The sequence below is a fragment of the Pasteuria penetrans genome, from assembly GCF_900538055.1.
Classification (GTDB): Bacteria; Bacillota; Bacilli; order Thermoactinomycetales; family Thermoactinomycetaceae; genus Pasteuria; species Pasteuria penetrans.
In genome coordinates this window covers 683345-699030 of sequence record NZ_UZAC03000001.1, presented here as the reverse complement: position 1 = coordinate 699030, position 15686 = coordinate 683345, and the positions used below count along the sequence as shown (strand labels likewise).

20 protein-coding genes are annotated in these 15686 nt (G+C 44.2%); 9 read left to right on the top strand and 11 right to left on the bottom strand.

Annotated features, from left to right (window positions below):
• Window positions 1-341 precede the first annotated feature (341 nt).
• Together PPRES148_RS02800 and PPRES148_RS02795 are read left to right on the top strand one after the other, a co-directional pair.
• A complete protein-coding gene (locus PPRES148_RS02800; protein ID WP_149453133.1) occupies window positions 342-782 on the top strand; it encodes a hypothetical protein in 441 nt (146 codons plus the stop codon).
• 778 nt (window positions 783-1560) lie between these two features.
• Entirely contained in the window at window positions 1561-1851 is a 291-nt protein-coding gene (locus PPRES148_RS02795; RefSeq protein WP_149453132.1) for a group II intron maturase-specific domain-containing protein, read from the top strand.
• 153 nt (window positions 1852-2004) lie between these two features.
• On the opposite strand, the gene ltrA is transcribed toward PPRES148_RS02795, so the two are convergent.
• The 9 genes from ltrA to PPRES148_RS02765 form a co-directional block, all read right to left on the bottom strand.
• Complete coding sequence (ltrA, locus tag PPRES148_RS02790; RefSeq protein ID WP_223127930.1) at window positions 2005-3330, bottom strand: group II intron reverse transcriptase/maturase; 1326 nt, start codon at window positions 3328-3330, stop codon at window positions 2005-2007.
• Between the two features lie 143 nt (window positions 3331-3473).
• Window positions 3474-3647, bottom strand: a complete 174-nt coding sequence (locus tag PPRES148_RS10660; RefSeq protein WP_187820451.1) for a hypothetical protein — start codon at window positions 3645-3647, stop codon at window positions 3474-3476.
• 238 nt (window positions 3648-3885) lie between these two features.
• On the bottom strand, window positions 3886-4890 hold the full coding sequence (locus PPRES148_RS02785) for a CPBP family intramembrane glutamic endopeptidase (RefSeq protein WP_149453131.1): 1005 nt from the start codon (window positions 4888-4890) through the stop codon (window positions 3886-3888).
• 371 nt (window positions 4891-5261) lie between these two features.
• A complete protein-coding gene (locus tag PPRES148_RS02780; RefSeq protein ID WP_149453130.1) occupies window positions 5262-5480 on the bottom strand; it encodes a hypothetical protein in 219 nt (72 codons plus the stop codon).
• Window positions 5481-5907: 427 nt separating this feature from the next.
• Window positions 5908-6117: a hypothetical protein gene (locus PPRES148_RS02775; RefSeq protein WP_149453129.1), complete on the bottom strand. Its 210-nt coding sequence runs from the start codon at window positions 6115-6117 to the stop codon at window positions 5908-5910.
• Window positions 6118-6477: 360 nt separating this feature from the next.
• Window positions 6478-6903, bottom strand: a complete 426-nt coding sequence (locus tag PPRES148_RS02770; protein ID WP_149453128.1) for a reverse transcriptase domain-containing protein — start codon at window positions 6901-6903, stop codon at window positions 6478-6480.
• A gap of 61 nt (window positions 6904-6964) precedes the next feature.
• A complete protein-coding gene (locus PPRES148_RS10655; protein WP_187820448.1) occupies window positions 6965-7126 on the bottom strand; it encodes a hypothetical protein in 162 nt (53 codons plus the stop codon).
• 132 nt (window positions 7127-7258) lie between these two features.
• Entirely contained in the window at window positions 7259-7408 is a 150-nt protein-coding gene (locus PPRES148_RS10650; RefSeq protein ID WP_187820447.1) for a hypothetical protein, read from the bottom strand.
• Window positions 7409-9325: 1917 nt separating this feature from the next.
• A complete protein-coding gene (locus PPRES148_RS02765) occupies window positions 9326-9589 on the bottom strand; it encodes a hypothetical protein (protein ID WP_149453127.1) in 264 nt (87 codons plus the stop codon).
• Between the two features lie 314 nt (window positions 9590-9903).
• On the opposite strand from PPRES148_RS02765, the gene PPRES148_RS02760 reads away from it, so the two are divergent.
• The 7 genes from PPRES148_RS02760 (at window position 9904) to PPRES148_RS02740 (ending at window position 14932) form a co-directional block, all read left to right on the top strand.
• Window positions 9904-10161 carry a transposase gene (locus PPRES148_RS02760; protein WP_149453126.1) on the top strand — a complete coding sequence of 86 codons (258 nt, stop codon included), beginning with the start codon at window positions 9904-9906 and terminating at the stop codon, window positions 10159-10161.
• 1052 nt (window positions 10162-11213) lie between these two features.
• Window positions 11214-12092: a transposase gene (locus tag PPRES148_RS12515; RefSeq protein ID WP_149453125.1), complete on the top strand. Its 879-nt coding sequence runs from the start codon at window positions 11214-11216 to the stop codon at window positions 12090-12092.
• Window positions 12059-12226 carry a hypothetical protein gene (locus tag PPRES148_RS13265; RefSeq protein ID WP_187820445.1) on the top strand — a complete coding sequence of 56 codons (168 nt, stop codon included), beginning with the start codon at window positions 12059-12061 and terminating at the stop codon, window positions 12224-12226. The genes PPRES148_RS12515 and PPRES148_RS13265 overlap by 34 nt, the downstream gene beginning before the upstream one ends.
• 13 nt (window positions 12227-12239) lie before the next feature.
• A complete protein-coding gene (locus tag PPRES148_RS13260; RefSeq protein WP_223127929.1) occupies window positions 12240-12557 on the top strand; it encodes a hypothetical protein in 318 nt (105 codons plus the stop codon).
• Between the two features lie 479 nt (window positions 12558-13036).
• Window positions 13037-13471, top strand: coding sequence for a hypothetical protein (locus PPRES148_RS02745; RefSeq protein WP_149453123.1), 435 nt, complete (start codon window positions 13037-13039; stop codon window positions 13469-13471).
• A 629-nt stretch (window positions 13472-14100) separates the two neighbouring features.
• Window positions 14101-14256: a hypothetical protein gene (locus PPRES148_RS12205; RefSeq protein WP_223127928.1), complete on the top strand. Its 156-nt coding sequence runs from the start codon at window positions 14101-14103 to the stop codon at window positions 14254-14256.
• A gap of 241 nt (window positions 14257-14497) precedes the next feature.
• Window positions 14498-14932, top strand: a complete 435-nt coding sequence (locus PPRES148_RS02740) for a hypothetical protein (protein WP_149453122.1) — start codon at window positions 14498-14500, stop codon at window positions 14930-14932.
• A 250-nt stretch (window positions 14933-15182) separates the two neighbouring features.
• On the opposite strand, the gene PPRES148_RS12765 is transcribed toward PPRES148_RS02740, so the two are convergent.
• Both PPRES148_RS12765 and PPRES148_RS10635 read right to left on the bottom strand, forming a co-directional pair.
• Entirely contained in the window at window positions 15183-15317 is a 135-nt protein-coding gene (locus PPRES148_RS12765) for a hypothetical protein (protein ID WP_281289894.1), read from the bottom strand.
• The gene (locus PPRES148_RS10635; protein ID WP_187820444.1) at window positions 15314-15487 is read right to left on the bottom strand and encodes a hypothetical protein; all 174 of its coding nucleotides are present in this window, start codon (window positions 15485-15487) and stop codon (window positions 15314-15316) included. The genes PPRES148_RS12765 and PPRES148_RS10635 overlap by 4 nt, the downstream gene beginning before the upstream one ends.
• Window positions 15488-15686: the final 199 nt, after the last annotated feature.

Sequence of the window (15686 nt, the reverse complement as noted above, 5' to 3'; positions counted from 1 at the left end):
ATAGGGAAAAGGAACCATGACACCGGTTGATGAATCGGGATCCAGAAGGAAAGAAATCGCCACAGAGCCAAGGGGAAGAAATACGAATTATCAATATGGGGGGTAACATACAAAAAATGGGCATGGATCCTGCTTCGTACCCCCAAGCAGATGTTGAAACATCGGACCATGATGGACCGAAAACAGGGGGATTGAACCAATGTAAGGATAATGTAAGGAGATTGAAATACCCATTATATATACATATATGTATAAAACAAATTATACTTAGTAAGTAGGAACACTAATCCCTGTCAGGGGATAGGGGTGTAGTTATCCTAAAAACAAGAAGGAGAGTGTTCATGATCATGGTAAAAAAAGCAAAAATGGGTATCTTATTCGCCTCCACCAGTCTACTGACCCTAATGGGGGGAAATATTGTCATGGCCGAGTCGACAGGGGATCAGGAAGGTACAACATTAAGTAAAAACATGCATAAAAGTGATGGCCTAAACTCATCATACACACAGAAAGAACTAGCGAAGAAACTCAATAATCAATATAAACTACTACTTGAAAAAGAGATGAGAAATCCAGACGAAATATCTACGGAGGATTTGAAAGATTTCGCAAGTGCATCCAATGAATATAGTAGTAAATACGGAGCTGGGCATAAATTCACCCCGGAAGAATTGCGGTCCATGCTGAAGAAGAATGCAGAAGAAGCCCACAAAAATCCATCGAAGCATAAGGAATCACAAGACGCAATAGACAGAGACATAGAAAAAGGGGACTTTAAATAAATTAAAATAAAAAAGGAAAATAAATTGAAAAAGGAAATTACTGAACCGGCACAATAAATCTGGGGGGACTGTTCGTCCCCCCATTATCCTTCATGAATCAATTGAAATTCACGAGATCTATGGTTTCCTACAATTGGGTGAATATGTGAATACGTTATCCGTTCTTGACTTGTTCCACTGCCCCTTGTTTGAATCCCAATGAGAATTTTTTTCGAATCATTTCCATATTCTCCCTGCAGGGAACCTACTCTTACTGTACCGACCAGGATCCATTATACCAGCAGGGGGCCTATTAGATACCTGGACAACATGGTACCCACCCCGGACTTATTCAACCACACTTTGCTTAAATTCCAACGAAAATTTTCTCCGTACCATTTTCGTGTCCACCCCTTACAGGAAATCCCCATCATGATACCCATCGGGACCTATTGTACCAGGAGGCCTAATCGATAACGGCCTCGGAGATAGGCTACCAACAACTTGTTGATGAACCACACAAAACAATGGGCCGCGCCTGGAAGTGGGGGATACTAAGAATAGGGAAGGATACGCGGTGAGTAAAAAAAACAAGGATGGGACAACTCTCTCCCTCGAACACCCCCCGGTGTTCCCCAATGGGTTACCTCGCGACGTTATGGCTTACCCTACCCCCTTCCGCCGTACGGGGAGAAGAAACCATGACACCGGTTGATGAATCGGGATCCAGAAGGAAAGAAATCGTCACAGAACCAAGGGGAAGAAGTACGAATTGTCAATATGGGGGGACATACAAAAAATGGGGATGGATCCCGCTCCGCACCTCCACGGGGAAGATGTTGGAATATTGGACCGTGGTGGACCCAAAACCGGGGATGAACCGCTTCTCCATGCCAAACCCGTGGGATGGCTTACCTATTATGGCGCCTTCTACCCTTCGTCCGTGAAGAATTTCTCTCGTGACCACATCAACCAAATTTTGGCTAGATGGGCTGCGAAGAAATACAAAAAGCTGAACAACTGGAAGAAGGCCCTGAAATGGGTTCGATGGATACGAAGGAAGTATCGAAGGCTGTTTGTACACTGGTAATTGACCTGTTTTATCCCACATGGGCGAATGGTAGATCTGTTTTGCCATGGTGAGATAAAAATAGAGGGATTGTCGAGTAGGGCTGGCATTTCAGCCAACCCTCTCACAGAACCGTACTTAATAGTCTCCCATTATACGGCTCTTATTGCCCCATTAGGATCTTGTCCTATTCAGATGCCAGTGTACAAACAGCCTTCGGTACTTTCCCCGTATATATCGAACCCATCTCAGGGCCTTTTTCCAATTGTTCAGCTTTTTGTATTTCTTCGTGGCCCATCGAGCCAGAACTTGGTCGATGTGGTCACGCAAGAAACTCCTAATGGCCGAAGGGTAGAAGGCGCCATAATAGGTAAGCCATCCCATGAGTTTGGCATGGAGAAGGTTTGCTATCTCCTCCAGATCTATGCCCACTCTACTTGGGATGCCCAGCTTCCCAACTTGCCTAGCTATCTTGCTTTTAGATTTTTGGCTTATGGCTGGTACGAAACCCACAAATCTCACCCCTGTACGACGACTTCTGACCTCACGGGCCTTGAATGCGTACCCTAGAAAATCAAAGGCAACAACATCATGATTCCCGTTCCGCCTATCATCTTCACAGTAGAAGATTTTGGTCTTCTCCGGATGCAGTTCCAGCCCGCACTCTGCCAATCTTTGCCGAATTTCTGAAAGAAGATGTTCAGCTTGCGCTTTGTTCCGGCAGTGGACGATAATATCATCTACATACCTCGCAAAACGTATATCGGGGTGCTCCGTTTCTATCCATTGATCAAAAGCGTAGTGCAGGAACAGATTGGCCAGGAGGGGACTTACGACTCCACCTTGCGGCGTGCCCTTAACCCTTTCCTCGCTCGTCCCATCAGGTAATAATACCGGTGCCTTAAGCCACCTCTTGCAATAGAGTAACGTTACTTTATCCGCCCCAACGTGCTCAAGGGCCCTCAAAATGAGGTGATGCGGAATGTTGTCAAAGAAGCCCACTATGTCGAGGTCGATTCCCCAGTCGTACTCCCAACAGCGCTCACGGGTTACACGTAACGCCTGATGCGCTGATCTCTTGGGGCGACATCCATAGGAATCTCCATGAAAGTGGGTCTCTAGGAGAGGCTCAAGCCGATTCTTTATTACCGTCTGGGCTACCCGGTCTGCTACCGTGGGTATGCCAAGTGGCCTTTTTCCACCGCATGACTTGGGAATCCACACACGCCTAACCTTGGAGGGGAAGTAGGATCCTGCGCAGAGTTGATTCCATATCACATACAAATTACTTCTCAGATCGTATGCGAATGCGGTAATCGTCTGCTGATCCACTCCAGGACCTCCATCGTTAGACATTACCTGATGCCACGCCTTCAGTACCTCTTTCTGCTGTATATTGTATCTGTCTGGATTTTGGTCCGATGTTGCTTGCTTCATACCAGTCTCCTCTTCCGGTAATTTCCATCCAAGTTGCTGTACTTCTCTGAAACATGCAGGCAATTCAACCCCTTCGCTCCACTTCCATTACAGAAGCTTCTACACTACTATGGGTTGATCCGACTTCGTGCACGGAACCTCGGTTAGCCCTCGGTCTTTACATCTGGCGACAGCCAGACGCCGTACGACGATCTCTCAAGTTCCGATCAAGAGCCTAAATCGGGTTCATCCCGCCTATACACCGCATGCCACCGGGGCAGAAGATAGGTCGCCCCCCACGGTTCATCCCGACGTCCGATACCCACATCGGTTTTGACATGGACTACATTTTTCGATGCGTCTTCGAACGGTTCGCTTTCGCTGATCTCCCCGATTCCCACCTGACAGGGTCATGCCCTGCCTTTTCCTAGATCGCTCACAACCAAGGCATTTAACCCCAGCAGCACTAGGCGGTTTGTAACCTGCTACCTATCAGCCGGTTACGAAGGGCCGAGCAACCTTCATCTCTTGACCGACTTCTTGACACACGAATCGCTTCTGGATTTTAAGGATGTCGGGTAAAACTAGCATTCCAACCAACCTCACTCAACATTCATACACCTAACTACTCCATAGATTTCAAACCATAAGTAGTAGGGGATAGAATAGTAAGGGATAGAGGATAGGAAACAAAATATTGCGAAACATATGAAACCACATAGATAACCATAGGCTATACCGATGCGCTATCCACCCCATGAGTAATGAGGTCAGAAAGGTGATCAGTAATTCGCACCATTCTTTCTGAAAGTGGCCCAAAGCAAACACAACGCTAGTAACCCAAACTCCCAAACGTGGCTGCAAAGCCCCTCTATACCAAAATTCCTCACCGATTGCGGCACACACCCCTATCACGAAAAGGTAAATGAGCGAATCCAGTAACGGCACGGAATCATCCAACCCATAATGTCTATTTCCAAATAAAAACATAAGCACTGATGAGTACAACAAGGAAGCAACGAGGAGGCAGTTACAGAGAAAAAAACCCTTGCATGTTAGTTTTCTCCCGAGTCCCAAACGAGCCAATGTTTCTTTCTTATTACGGGTAATTCCTATCCCCACAGCGAGGATAGCAGGAACAGCGCCACACAAAGTATACAATAAACCATTAATGAAAGTTCCATTTCCCGCATGGGTCGATACATCTGAACGGACCCCTACAGATGCTTGCTTATAACCTATGAAGAAGGCAATTTTATAAAGTATCCAATAGACTATAACACGATGAAGATACCGCTGGGGTTCTAAGCCTAATTTTATCATGACATAGGATCGGAATGTTGGCCATAGGGAAACTAAACATAGCAACAGACCCGAAGACAAGAGAGAAAGAAAAGCCAACTTATCGAATACAGATGAATTATAAAAAGGTTCTATTAATGAATCCATTCTCGGAAATAATAAAGAGAATAAATAAAATGATACTATGATAGTTACCGTATCAATCATTTTCCCAATATTCTTTATTAGTGTAAATTTCCCACCCCCGTGAACTATAGCCCGCTTATAGCTGCGATCGAAAAGCACAAGAAGAACAGCACCGACTGCCTCTAATATAACTAGAAAGTAGGGTATAAAAGGCAAAGATTTAAACCTCCTCTGAGCTGAGCAGTATCCCCTTGTATGTAGATTCCTTTGGACAAGGTTTTCAAAAAAATATTTCCCCTCGGTCTTAGAGAACCCCCGTGTTCTGATCGGACCCGTACAATTACGAATTTAGGTACACCTTTGAAAAAAATCATTATTGAAGCGGTAAGCATCCATTCTTCCCCCATCGGCTACCCCGAGGCTAACGAATCCCCCCTCCCTTGCGATTCATTCCCTCATGAAACAGGGACATTCAGCGATCCCATGTAGTTCGTAGACATCAAATAAGGTAGCAATATGGACAATCGGGGTTGCTTGCAAATCCAATGAGATCTTTTTAGGACTAAGCCTTTCCCATACCTCGCGTGCTACCCCATTTCCAAACCAATACTTCTTTGCATACTCGAACCACCGTTCCCATGCCTGTTCCCCATCTTTAGACGTAGGACATAAGAGACATCCTTAGCTATTTCCTTCTTCAGACTTTTAAAGGCAGAATTCATGGTGATACGAATAGCATGAACGTAACATCGTTGGTGAACCGTATATCGTAGGAGAAATGCCTGCATACAACAATGGGGAGGCACACCATGCCCATCTTACAGTGACGACACACACCCCGTCGACATTCAGGGCCCCGTTCCTTCAGTTCCTACATGTGTTAATCATAGGATTATTCAACACCCTCTCGTTAGGCAAAGGGATAAGACCTACAATATCCCGTTCCCCCTATGGAATCCATCCCCACCGAGATCCATGCATTTTTCAACAATCCAACCAGCTACCGCCCAAAAACACCAATATCATGGGGACTGAAAATGAGACTAGTAATTTCATTCAGGGGAGAGGACCATCCACCCCACTCTCCCAGGACCCCATAACTTGGTTCCTTCCCTAAGATCATCAAGGAAAAACGTTAGGCACGTAAGGGTGTCGAGTAAGGCTGGACATCTCAGCCAACCCTCTCTTACAAAACCACACGTACTACTTTCGCATTATGTAGCTCTTATGGTCTCATAGAATCTTGCCCATTGAGAACCCCAGTCTGGTGTTACGTTCTTCGTACCTGCCTCTGCTGTGTTCTATACGGGTTTCGATCCCATGTTTCCTGGTCCAACTTGCGATCATCTCCTTATCGCAGATTGTGCGTCCCGTTAGACTCATCAGGTCTAACCCACGATCATCTCTTTGCTTCGGATTGTACGTCGGATGGTCTCCAGACAAACCATTCAACCCCTTCGCTCCACCACCCCCATTACAAGGGTTTCTTCACTACTATAAGTTGATCCGACTCTGTTCACGGAAGCCGCCCTTAGCCCTTTTACACCTGGCTTTAACCAGGTGTCCGTGCGACAGTCTCTCGTGGTTCCCTATGAGGACCTAAATCAGGTTCATTGAATGCCGCCAGGACAGTAGGTGGTTCGCCCCCCACGGCTTCGTTCCAAGGATAGGATCTTTGTTTCGACATCGACTGAGCCTTTCGGTGCTTTCCCCCAATGGTTCGCTTTACTAATCTCCCTGATTCACACCAGACAGGATTCTTTCGTCCTGCCTTTTCGCATAACGATCACCACCATTGGCTCTTTATAATAGCAGAACTAAGTATAAATTGACCAATAGTGGCCTGATAACCCCACCTTGCGGTGTGCCCTCGGTCCCTGCTTGGCTCGTTCCATCCGGCATTGGAACAGACGACTTTAGCCATCTTTCGCAGTAGAGCAGTATCACTCTGTCCTTCGTAAAGAGGTGAAGGGCTTGCATAATCCTATGAATCAAAGTACCCTTTGATGTCAAGATCGACCCCCCCCAGATATGAGTCCAACCGTTCTTTCGACAGGACTGGAGAGCCTGAATGGCCGATTTTCTCTGACAACACCCATATGACGAAGTATGAAAATGGGGTTCCAGATAGGATTCTAATCTGTTCTTGATGACGATCTGAACCACCCGATCCGCTACGGTAGGAATTCCGAGTGGTCCCCTGCTGCCATCAGGCTTTGGGATATCCACTCGCTTGAGCTCCCTAATCCCCATCTGACGAGGATCCTGGCCCCGCCTTTTCCTAAACCACTCACCACCGGGTCGTTCCCACACCAGCAGCGTTAGGTGGTTCGGAGCCTGCTTCTACCAGAGCCCCAGCTCCGAAGGGCCAATTACAAACCTCCATCAACTCACACAGCTTGCCTGACACGCTGATCCCGAACCTCTGGACCCATCGATTTGTGATATCCATCCTCCCGGATGATACATTCCCCGGACCATTATTTTTTCCCGCTATGCGAAATTGTAAATGGGGAACCACCCATCAGTGGATCTGGTTTCGTTTCCGCAATCATTGTGCCCGGGGACACTTTTCACTACGGTTTCATACCCTTGGATGGCAGGGGACGGCACCCGTAGTATCGGATTCCCCAGTTTCACCATCGGTTACCACCAGCTCGGAATGAGCCCATTTTGTGCTCCCATTTGCTGTTGCCATTGTCCTGTTGGCTGAGGCCATCTCCCCGCTTGCCATTATCCCATTGGCTAGGACCACTTCTCATATACCAAGACATCATGATTATAGCAAAGAAAACATAGACTTTCTGGCGCTTTCCTAATGAGTTGGAAGAAGTCAATGGACGGATTATTTACCCCCATCACCCCCGCCATCCACGATTTTTCTTTCCGGATATTGACTTTTCTTGATAATTTTGTGCAAAGGAAAGAAGAACACCAGTTGCGTTTGGTGGTGGAACAAAAATTAAGAAGTTGACCCGTTTAAAAATTCACTCCTAAAATTGAAACTCCGGATCCGATATTTGGCTAATATTCGTTCCTATGACAATAGCCCATCTCTTGTAGAACATCTGAGTCGGAAAAAAAATACCAGTGGTCCCTTATGGGTTTGGATATTTTAGTTGAAAGTACGCAACGCATAAGGAAGAGGACCTGGGGTACCTATCCATTTTCCCGTATCCGCCCACTGTAATTGACTTGAGTAACTAACTAACTTGACCCTCGATTGTTTTTTAGGATTTATTTTTTTGAAAATAGACCCCCGAACACCTACCCATTTTAGGATCCGGGGGATTCAGAGAACTGGGCGGTAAAATCATAGGCAACCCATTACTATGATGCACCCTAAACTACCATTTGACCTCCACAAAGCCCCTTCGATTCAGATGCCCTCACCTTGGTTTTTAGTACTTACGCATGCAGGAACCCATTTTTTATAAAACATCCATCATCGAGAAAAAACGCCGGGTGACCCCCCTATTAGGTTTTAGATATCGGTTCCATGGGCACCATTTACAATTTCTGGTCCTCTCCACCACTTCCACCATGTCCACCCCCCATTTGATGGGCCCGTCCGGCCCGTTCCATATTTTTTCCCAATTAAGCTCTACGTTTTCTTCATAAGTTATAATACACCCCTAAATTTAGTTTTTTCTTTAAATATATTAGTATTTTACTTTAATATACTTTTTCTACAAATTTTAAATTTCTGTCTATTATGAAATAACGAAGAGTACACAACCTCGAAATACCTGGGCCAACTCTAGACGGACCTACAAACAATGCTCTGGTGGGGAACTGAAAAAAAACATGATCCAAATCCCCCTACTCATGCACTCTAATAATTCCCCCGTCATCTCCCCTCCTCACCTGCATATCACCCTACCCCGTATGGGAAAACCCTCCCGGAGGGGCAAGACTCGTACGATTGTAAAGTAGATGAAACACTTAATCAACAACACAGACGCATACGATTGTGAAGCAGATGGAATGATTACCGCCCATAGTACAGAGGAAAGAAGAGAGAACACCCGTTGTGTTTGATGATGGTGGAACAAAAATAAGAAGTTGACCCGTTTAAAAATTCACCCCCAAAATTGAAACTCCGGGTCCGATCATTCAACTAAGATTCGTTCCCATGACAGTAGCCCATCTCTTGTAAAATATCTGAGTCGGAAAAAATACCGGTGATCCCTTATAGGTCTGGATGTTTTAGCTGAAAGTACGCAACGCACAAGGAAAAGGAAACAGTAGCTGCGGGATTTTCGGGAAAAAGAGCAACCCCGTTCTCTGCAGGCATTTTAGAGGACCTGGGGTTACCTATCCATTTTCCCGTATCCACCCACTGTAATTGACTTAAGCAACTAACTTGACCCCCGACTATTTTTTAGGATTGATTTCTTGAAAATAGACCCCCAGACACCTACCCATTTTAGGATCCGGGGGATTTAGAGAACTGAGCAGTGAAATCATAGATAACCCATTACTATGCACGGGGGTCAACTAAACTACCATTTGACCCCCCGCAAAGCCCCCTTCGATTCAGAGATGCCCTCATCTTGATTTTGGTACTTACGCATGCAGGAACCTATTTTCTATAAGAACATCCATCATCGAGAAAAAATGCCGGATGATCCCCTATTAGGTTTAGATATCAGTTCCATGGGCACCATGAACAATTTCTGATCTTTTCCGCCGTGTTGTCCACAATTTCCAATCTGCCGAGCCACTCAATTCCTTTCACTACTCCATCGCCAATTTTCCGAAAATCTTTCACCCCCAACGCTGGTGGCGCCACATAATAATCAGGTTCTGGCTCTGCTGATGCATTGGGTACGAAGGATAGAGAGGTTATGGATAAAGACAAACATGCGACAACCTTTGGCAATTTGCCGTACACTCTAGACATTTTCTTCATAAGTTATAATACACCCCTAAATTTATTTTTCTCTCTAAATATATAAAAATTTTTCTTAAAATTTTAAATTTCTGTATATATTGAATAATGTGAAATTTACACAACCTCGAAATAACTGGGCCAACTTTAGACGACCCCACAAATCATGCTCTGGTGGGAAACTAAAAAAAACACACGATCCAAATCTCCCTACTCATGCACTCTAATAATTTTCCCGTCATCCCCCCTTCTCACCTGCACATCATCCTACCCCGTATGGGAAACCCCTCCCAAAGGAGCAAGACTCACACGGTTGTAACATAAAGGAGGAGGGGGTGCTAGATCCAACCGTTCTTTTAGTGGATGCGACGGATGTTCCGGCAGAAGATCATCATGAACTGGTGGGCTGGGGATATAAGAAGGGCAAGAGTATGAGAATCATGGCTATATCTACTTCGAACAAGATACTATTAGCTCATATGCGGGTCAACCCCCTATTTTTATCCCACCATGGCAAAATAGCCCTACCCTTCGCCTGTGAGGAACAAAACCGGGTCCATTCCTCATTTTTATTCGTAATTATTCTTAAATAATAATTATACTTAAATTTATAAGGTATCAGGAACTTACCACCGCCGGTTTATGTCCTACGCTCGCTGGTTGGGTCCGTAGTCCTCCGGAGCCGTCCGTATAAGAGGTGAGTTGCTTACTGGGATTGTGAACAAAATGCAATCCTAATCTATAAGCGGGAACCCCGAGCCAACCCTTCGGGATAGTACACAAAGAAAAAAACGGTCATATCCCACTTTCCGCTGTAAGATTCAAGAGCGGGTAGTCTGTGGTCCCTAAAAATTCCCTATTTGCGTCTTTTCGATTAACAATTGTTTTTATGTTTTTAATAAATAGATAGAAATTTATTGTTAAATCATATTGTAAATAGCACAAAAGGCGTTATAGGGGTGCTTTTTCTCGGAATCGTGGTTAGATATATCTTCAGAATAATTTTATTTTAATCAGGGGGTTCCCTCTGGAGGAATCCATAGGTCAGCAAAACGTCCCTCCTACACGAAACGGGAATCTCAGTAGAACCTAAAGCTCTCCCTCCCCCTGTTTTTGGTCTCTGTTTTTGCCTTTAGTCCCTTGATCTTTTGTTTTGATTCCCTTGTGTTTTTGTTCTTTTCCCCTTGCCCCCTGGCCTAGGCCAGGGGGTTTTCGCGCCCCTACCCCTCCTCCCTCCAACTCACCATTGTTGTTTGTGTTGGCCTGGCCCATTGTGTAATGGCGCCTGGCTTCTCCATCGTGGGGGCTCCAGAATGGCGCTGCTGCATGGCCTTCTTTTATCCCTCTCCCTTGTGGGGAAGGGGGGTTCTTCTATGACTGTCGTTGCCCTTATGTAGCCCTATGCGACCCTATAGTCCTTCTCACTTTTACATACGCAATTCCCGCTATTGCCCTTGGGAAACAGTCGATCCTCTACTCAAAAACTCTGTTCCATGATCCCTTCTGGATCCTCCGCGATATGCATGATGATCAACAGGGTTAGGTGAGATAAAAAAGGGAAATACAAGACAAGAGTGGGGAAATGTATAGAGGACAACCGCTTGGTTTCTGAAATGAAAAACTTAATATAGGAAAGGTTGGTTTTATGATTCCAATTGACTTGGATATAGACAGAATGGAAAAAAGGATGGAAGAACGTATACAACATTACGAACAGGAGGGATTATCGCTACAGGAATCCATCCCCCATGTAGTGGAAGAGATCGAGGAAGATTCTGAATGGGATCCTTGTTCCATGGGGAGGGCTTATACTTTTATAGCCAATTATCAGTTTAAAAAACAAATTTTAGGTGGCCGGGAGAAACACCAAAGGGGTCCCGATTTCCCAGAAGTAGCCCGAAATGGTTATAAAAAACGTAAAAAACGCACCAGCAAAGGAATTGTGGTTTACTATGACCCCCAGCCAAGAAAAGGGCATTTCCGATCTGCGGTTACTAAACCCTACAAAAAATATACGAAGTCGTGTATAGATATTCTTTCCTCCTTACGTAAGGCTGGTATGTCCGTAAAAAAAATATCCGAATTGTCGAATGATATTCTGCGATCAAAAATCTCACGCTCCACTGTGTCAAGATTACTTATGGGACATCTAAAGGAAGAGAATAGAGGATTCAATGAGGAACCCATAAGAAACCCGCATGAAATTAGGACCGTAAAGGTGGATGCTTACTACAAACCCGTTCGTGGATTCGGGAAAGTAGCTGTCTATGTCATAAAAGCGAGTAGGAAAAATACATCAGGGGTAAAAACAGATGAGATTTTATCAAGTTTGGTAAATCCCCCCGAAACAGCTGAAACTTGGTATGAAGCCCTCCAAAATATTTACGACCGTGGTTTACGGATGGGTCCTGATACCCTTTTTATTGCTGATGGTCATAAGGGAATCAGAAAGGCGCTGAGCCAAGTATATCCCGAAGCAGGTTTTCAAGGGTGTCAATTCCACAAAATGATGAATCTTTACTAGGCCTTCAGAAAAAAGATAGACCGAGAAAAAAAGGAGTGAAGTGGGAACCCATCCGAAGCCGGATTTATCAAGACATTTTTCATGTTCTTGACAAAAAAGAAGCCCTTCATGGCTTGATACGCTTTAGTGGATGACTATCAATCCAAGTTGCCCAAGCTCGTTGAAGGTCTATGGGCTTCCTTTGATGATGTGACAACGTATCTCGATTACGACCTAGCGGATGCTATTCAGAATCGTACAACGGGTTCCTTAGAGAGAAATCACAGAGAGGCCAGACGTTATACGAATGGAGTGAGTTGTTATCCTACCCTTGATTCATTCCAAAGAGTGATGATTGATTCCATGTATAAAAATTTCAACTCAGAGCAGACAAAGAAACTTAATGGGATGGATGATCACTCTGTGTCCGCATGGGGGCTGGGAGAATTCGCTATCCCTGCCATGTATTCCCTATCTTCACACTAAAAAAAGAATATTCTTACATTTATTTTCAGGAAAACCAAACTACCCTGGGTATGGGTATGGCTTCCATTTTTTTACATAGTTGCCATTTACAGTAATTTTTTATGTTTTATCATAATTTTTAAATTATTGTGTAATTTTAACTTTTATTATGTATGTCAATAGTTGTAATTCACTACGATGATATGATTTCCGAAGGATGAGGAACCCAAGAAAATCAACCAGGGGGAGATTACAACCGAAAATGGGATATCACCGATCCTGCTTCGTACCCCCAAGCAGATGTTGAAACGTCGGGCCATGATGGACCGAAAACAGGGAGGTCGAACCAAATGTAAGGATAATGTAAGGAGATTGAAATACCCATTATATATACATATATGTATAAAACAAATTATACTTAAGTAAGTAGGAATACTAATCCCTGTCAAGAGATAGGGATGTAGTTATCCTAATAAAAAAGAAGGAGAGTGTTCATAATCATGGTAAAAAAAGCAAAAATGGGTATTCTATTCGCCTCCACCAGTCTGCTGACCCTGATGGGGGGAAATAGTGTCATGGCCGAGTCGACAGGGGATCAGGAAGGTACAACATCAAGCAAAAATATGCATAAAAATGATGGCCTAAACTCATCATACACACAGAAAGATATGGCGAAGAAACTCAATAATCAATTGAAAACACTAGTTGAAAAAGAAATGAGGAATCCAAACGAAATATCTACGGATGACTTGAAAGATTTCGCAAGTGCATCCAATGAATATAGTAGTAAATACGGAACTGGGAATAAATCCACCCCGGAAGAAGTGCGGTCCATTCTGAAGAAGATTGCAGAAGAAGCCCGAAAAAATCCATCAAAGCATAAGGAATCACAAGACGCGATAGACAGAGACATAGAAAAAGGGGACTTTAAATAAATTAAAATAAAAAAGGAAAATAAATTGAAAAAGGAAATTACTGAACCGGTACAATAAATCAGGGGGGCTGTTCGCACCCCTGTTATCCTTCATGAATCATACGAAAATTGAAATTCACAAAATCTACGATTTCCTACAATTGAGCGAATATGTGAATACGTTGTCCATTCTTGACTTGTTCCACTACCCCTTGTTTGAATCCCAATGAGAATTTTTTTCGAATCATTTCCATATTCCCCCCGCGGGGAACCCACTCTTACTGTGACGATCAGGGCCCATTATACCAGCGGGGGGCCTATTAGATAACCTGGACAACATGGTACACACCTCGGACCTATTCAACCACACTTTTATTAAATTACAACGAAAATTTTTCTACATACCATTTTCATGTCCACCCCTTACAAGAAACCAGCTATCATGATACCCACCGGGACCTATTGTACTAGGGGGCCTAATCGATGACGTCCCCAGGGGTAGGCCATCAATGACTTGTTGATGAACCACACAAAGCAGTGGGCCGCGCCTAGAAGTGGGGGATACTAAGGATAGAGAAGATAACCACGCGGTGGGGAGAAAAAACAAGGATAGGACAACTCTCTCCCTCAAACACCCCACGGTGTTCCCCAATGGATTACCTCACGACGTTATGGCTTCTTACCCTACCCCCTGCCGCCGTGCGGGGAGAAGAAACCATGACATCGGTTGATGAATCAGGATTCAGAAGGAAAGAAATCGTCACAGAGTCAAGGGGAAGAAGTACGAATTGTCAATATGGGGGGTAACATACAAAAAACGGGCATGGATCCTGCTTCGTACCCCCGAGCAAATGTTGAAACATCGGACCATGATGGACCGAAAACAGAGAGGTTGAACCAATGTAAGGATAATGTAAGGAGATTGAAATACCCATTATATATACATATATGTATAAACAAATTATACTTAAGTAAGTAGGAATGCTAATCCCTGCCAAGAGATAGGGGTGTAGTTATCCTAATAAAAAAAAGGAGAGTGTTCATAATCATGGTAAAAAAAGCAAAAATGGGTATTCTATTCGCCTCCACCAGCCTGTTGACCCTGATGGGGGGAAATAGTGTCATGGCCGAGTCGACAGGGGATCAGGAAGGTACAACATCAAGCAAAAATATGCATAAAAGTGGTGGCCTAAACTCATCATACACACAGAAAGATCTAGCGAAGAAACTCAATAATCAATTGAAAATACTAGTTGAAAAAGAAATGAGGAATCCAAACGAAATATCTACGGATGAATTGAAAGATTTCGCAAGTGCATCCAATGAATATAATAGTAAATACGGAACTGGGAATAAATCCACCCCGGAAGAAGTGCGGTCCATTCTGAAGAAGATTGCAGAAGAAGCCCGAAAAAATCCATCAAAGCATAAGGAATCACAAGACGCAGTAGACAAAGACATAGAAAAAGGAGACTTTAAATAAATTAAAATAAAAAAGGAAAATAAATTGAAAAAGGAAATTACTGAACCGGTACAATAAATCAGGGGGGCTGTTCGCCCCCCTGTTATCCTTCATGAATCATACGAAAATTGAAATTCACGAGATCTATGATTTCCTACAATTGGTCGAATATGTGAATACTTTGAAATTATATAGAACAACGGCCCCAATGACCGTTTCCGACATCATCTAAGAAGCCCCTGTTTTATGTATTTATTATTAAAATATTATACTAAAATATTATAATACAATCAACCCGCTCTTCCGCACGGCTCTTTCTCGTTGCTTTCTGCTGCGTTTTAGGATGCAAAGCCCCACCACGGGATGAAGGACACCCAAGATTAGAGAGCAACGAACCTTTTTTCATTTGATTTTCCCCCTCCCTCGTTCCGTTATGTTGGTGGTACGATAAACCGTACAATCGTTTCCATCATAACGAAGGTGAATCGTAATTGGACTCTTCCAAAACATCCCCATGGTACGAATGGTACGGGAGGCGGTATTCATGATCGAGCCCCATAGCCGTCTAGGATCCATATTTCCCTAAGGGCTCTTCCCGTACCCCTCCCCAAGAATTCTTTCTGGGAAGGACCCTCATCCTGCGACAGGGGACCAATCCCGCTCCGGAGTTGCCTCCCGTAGATTCCGGCCTAATTTTCCCATTGGACAAGGGGGACTTGTATGGCCATAGGGATCCGTCATGGGCATTCGTAGTCATCAGGAGGTATATTGTATA

What these genes read in the sequence shown, in the direction of transcription:
- PPRES148_RS10655 (WP_187820448.1), bottom strand. Translation starts at nt 7,126, where the DNA reads ATGGATATCACAAATCGATGGGTCCAGAGGTTCGGGATCAGCGTGTCA.
- PPRES148_RS10650 (WP_187820447.1), bottom strand. Translation starts at nt 7,408, where the DNA reads ATGGCAAGCGGGGAGATGGCCTCAGCCAACAGGACAATGGCAACAGCA.
- PPRES148_RS02800 (WP_149453133.1), top strand. Translation starts at nt 342, where the DNA reads ATGATCATGGTAAAAAAAGCAAAAATGGGTATCTTATTCGCCTCCACC.
- PPRES148_RS12205 (WP_223127928.1), top strand. Translation starts at nt 14,101, where the DNA reads ATGGATTACCTCACGACGTTATGGCTTCTTACCCTACCCCCTGCCGCC.
- PPRES148_RS02745 (WP_149453123.1), top strand. Translation starts at nt 13,037, where the DNA reads ATGGTAAAAAAAGCAAAAATGGGTATTCTATTCGCCTCCACCAGTCTG.
- PPRES148_RS02740 (WP_149453122.1), top strand. Translation starts at nt 14,498, where the DNA reads ATGGTAAAAAAAGCAAAAATGGGTATTCTATTCGCCTCCACCAGCCTG.
- PPRES148_RS10635 (WP_187820444.1), bottom strand. Translation starts at nt 15,487, where the DNA reads ATGGATCCTAGACGGCTATGGGGCTCGATCATGAATACCGCCTCCCGT.
- PPRES148_RS12515 (WP_149453125.1), top strand. Translation starts at nt 11,214, where the DNA reads ATGATTCCAATTGACTTGGATATAGACAGAATGGAAAAAAGGATGGAA.
- PPRES148_RS02795 (WP_149453132.1), top strand. Translation starts at nt 1,561, where the DNA reads ATGGGGATGGATCCCGCTCCGCACCTCCACGGGGAAGATGTTGGAATA.
- PPRES148_RS02765 (WP_149453127.1), bottom strand. Translation starts at nt 9,589, where the DNA reads ATGAAGAAAATGTCTAGAGTGTACGGCAAATTGCCAAAGGTTGTCGCA.
- PPRES148_RS12765 (WP_281289894.1), bottom strand. Translation starts at nt 15,317, where the DNA reads ATGAAAAAAGGTTCGTTGCTCTCTAATCTTGGGTGTCCTTCATCCCGT.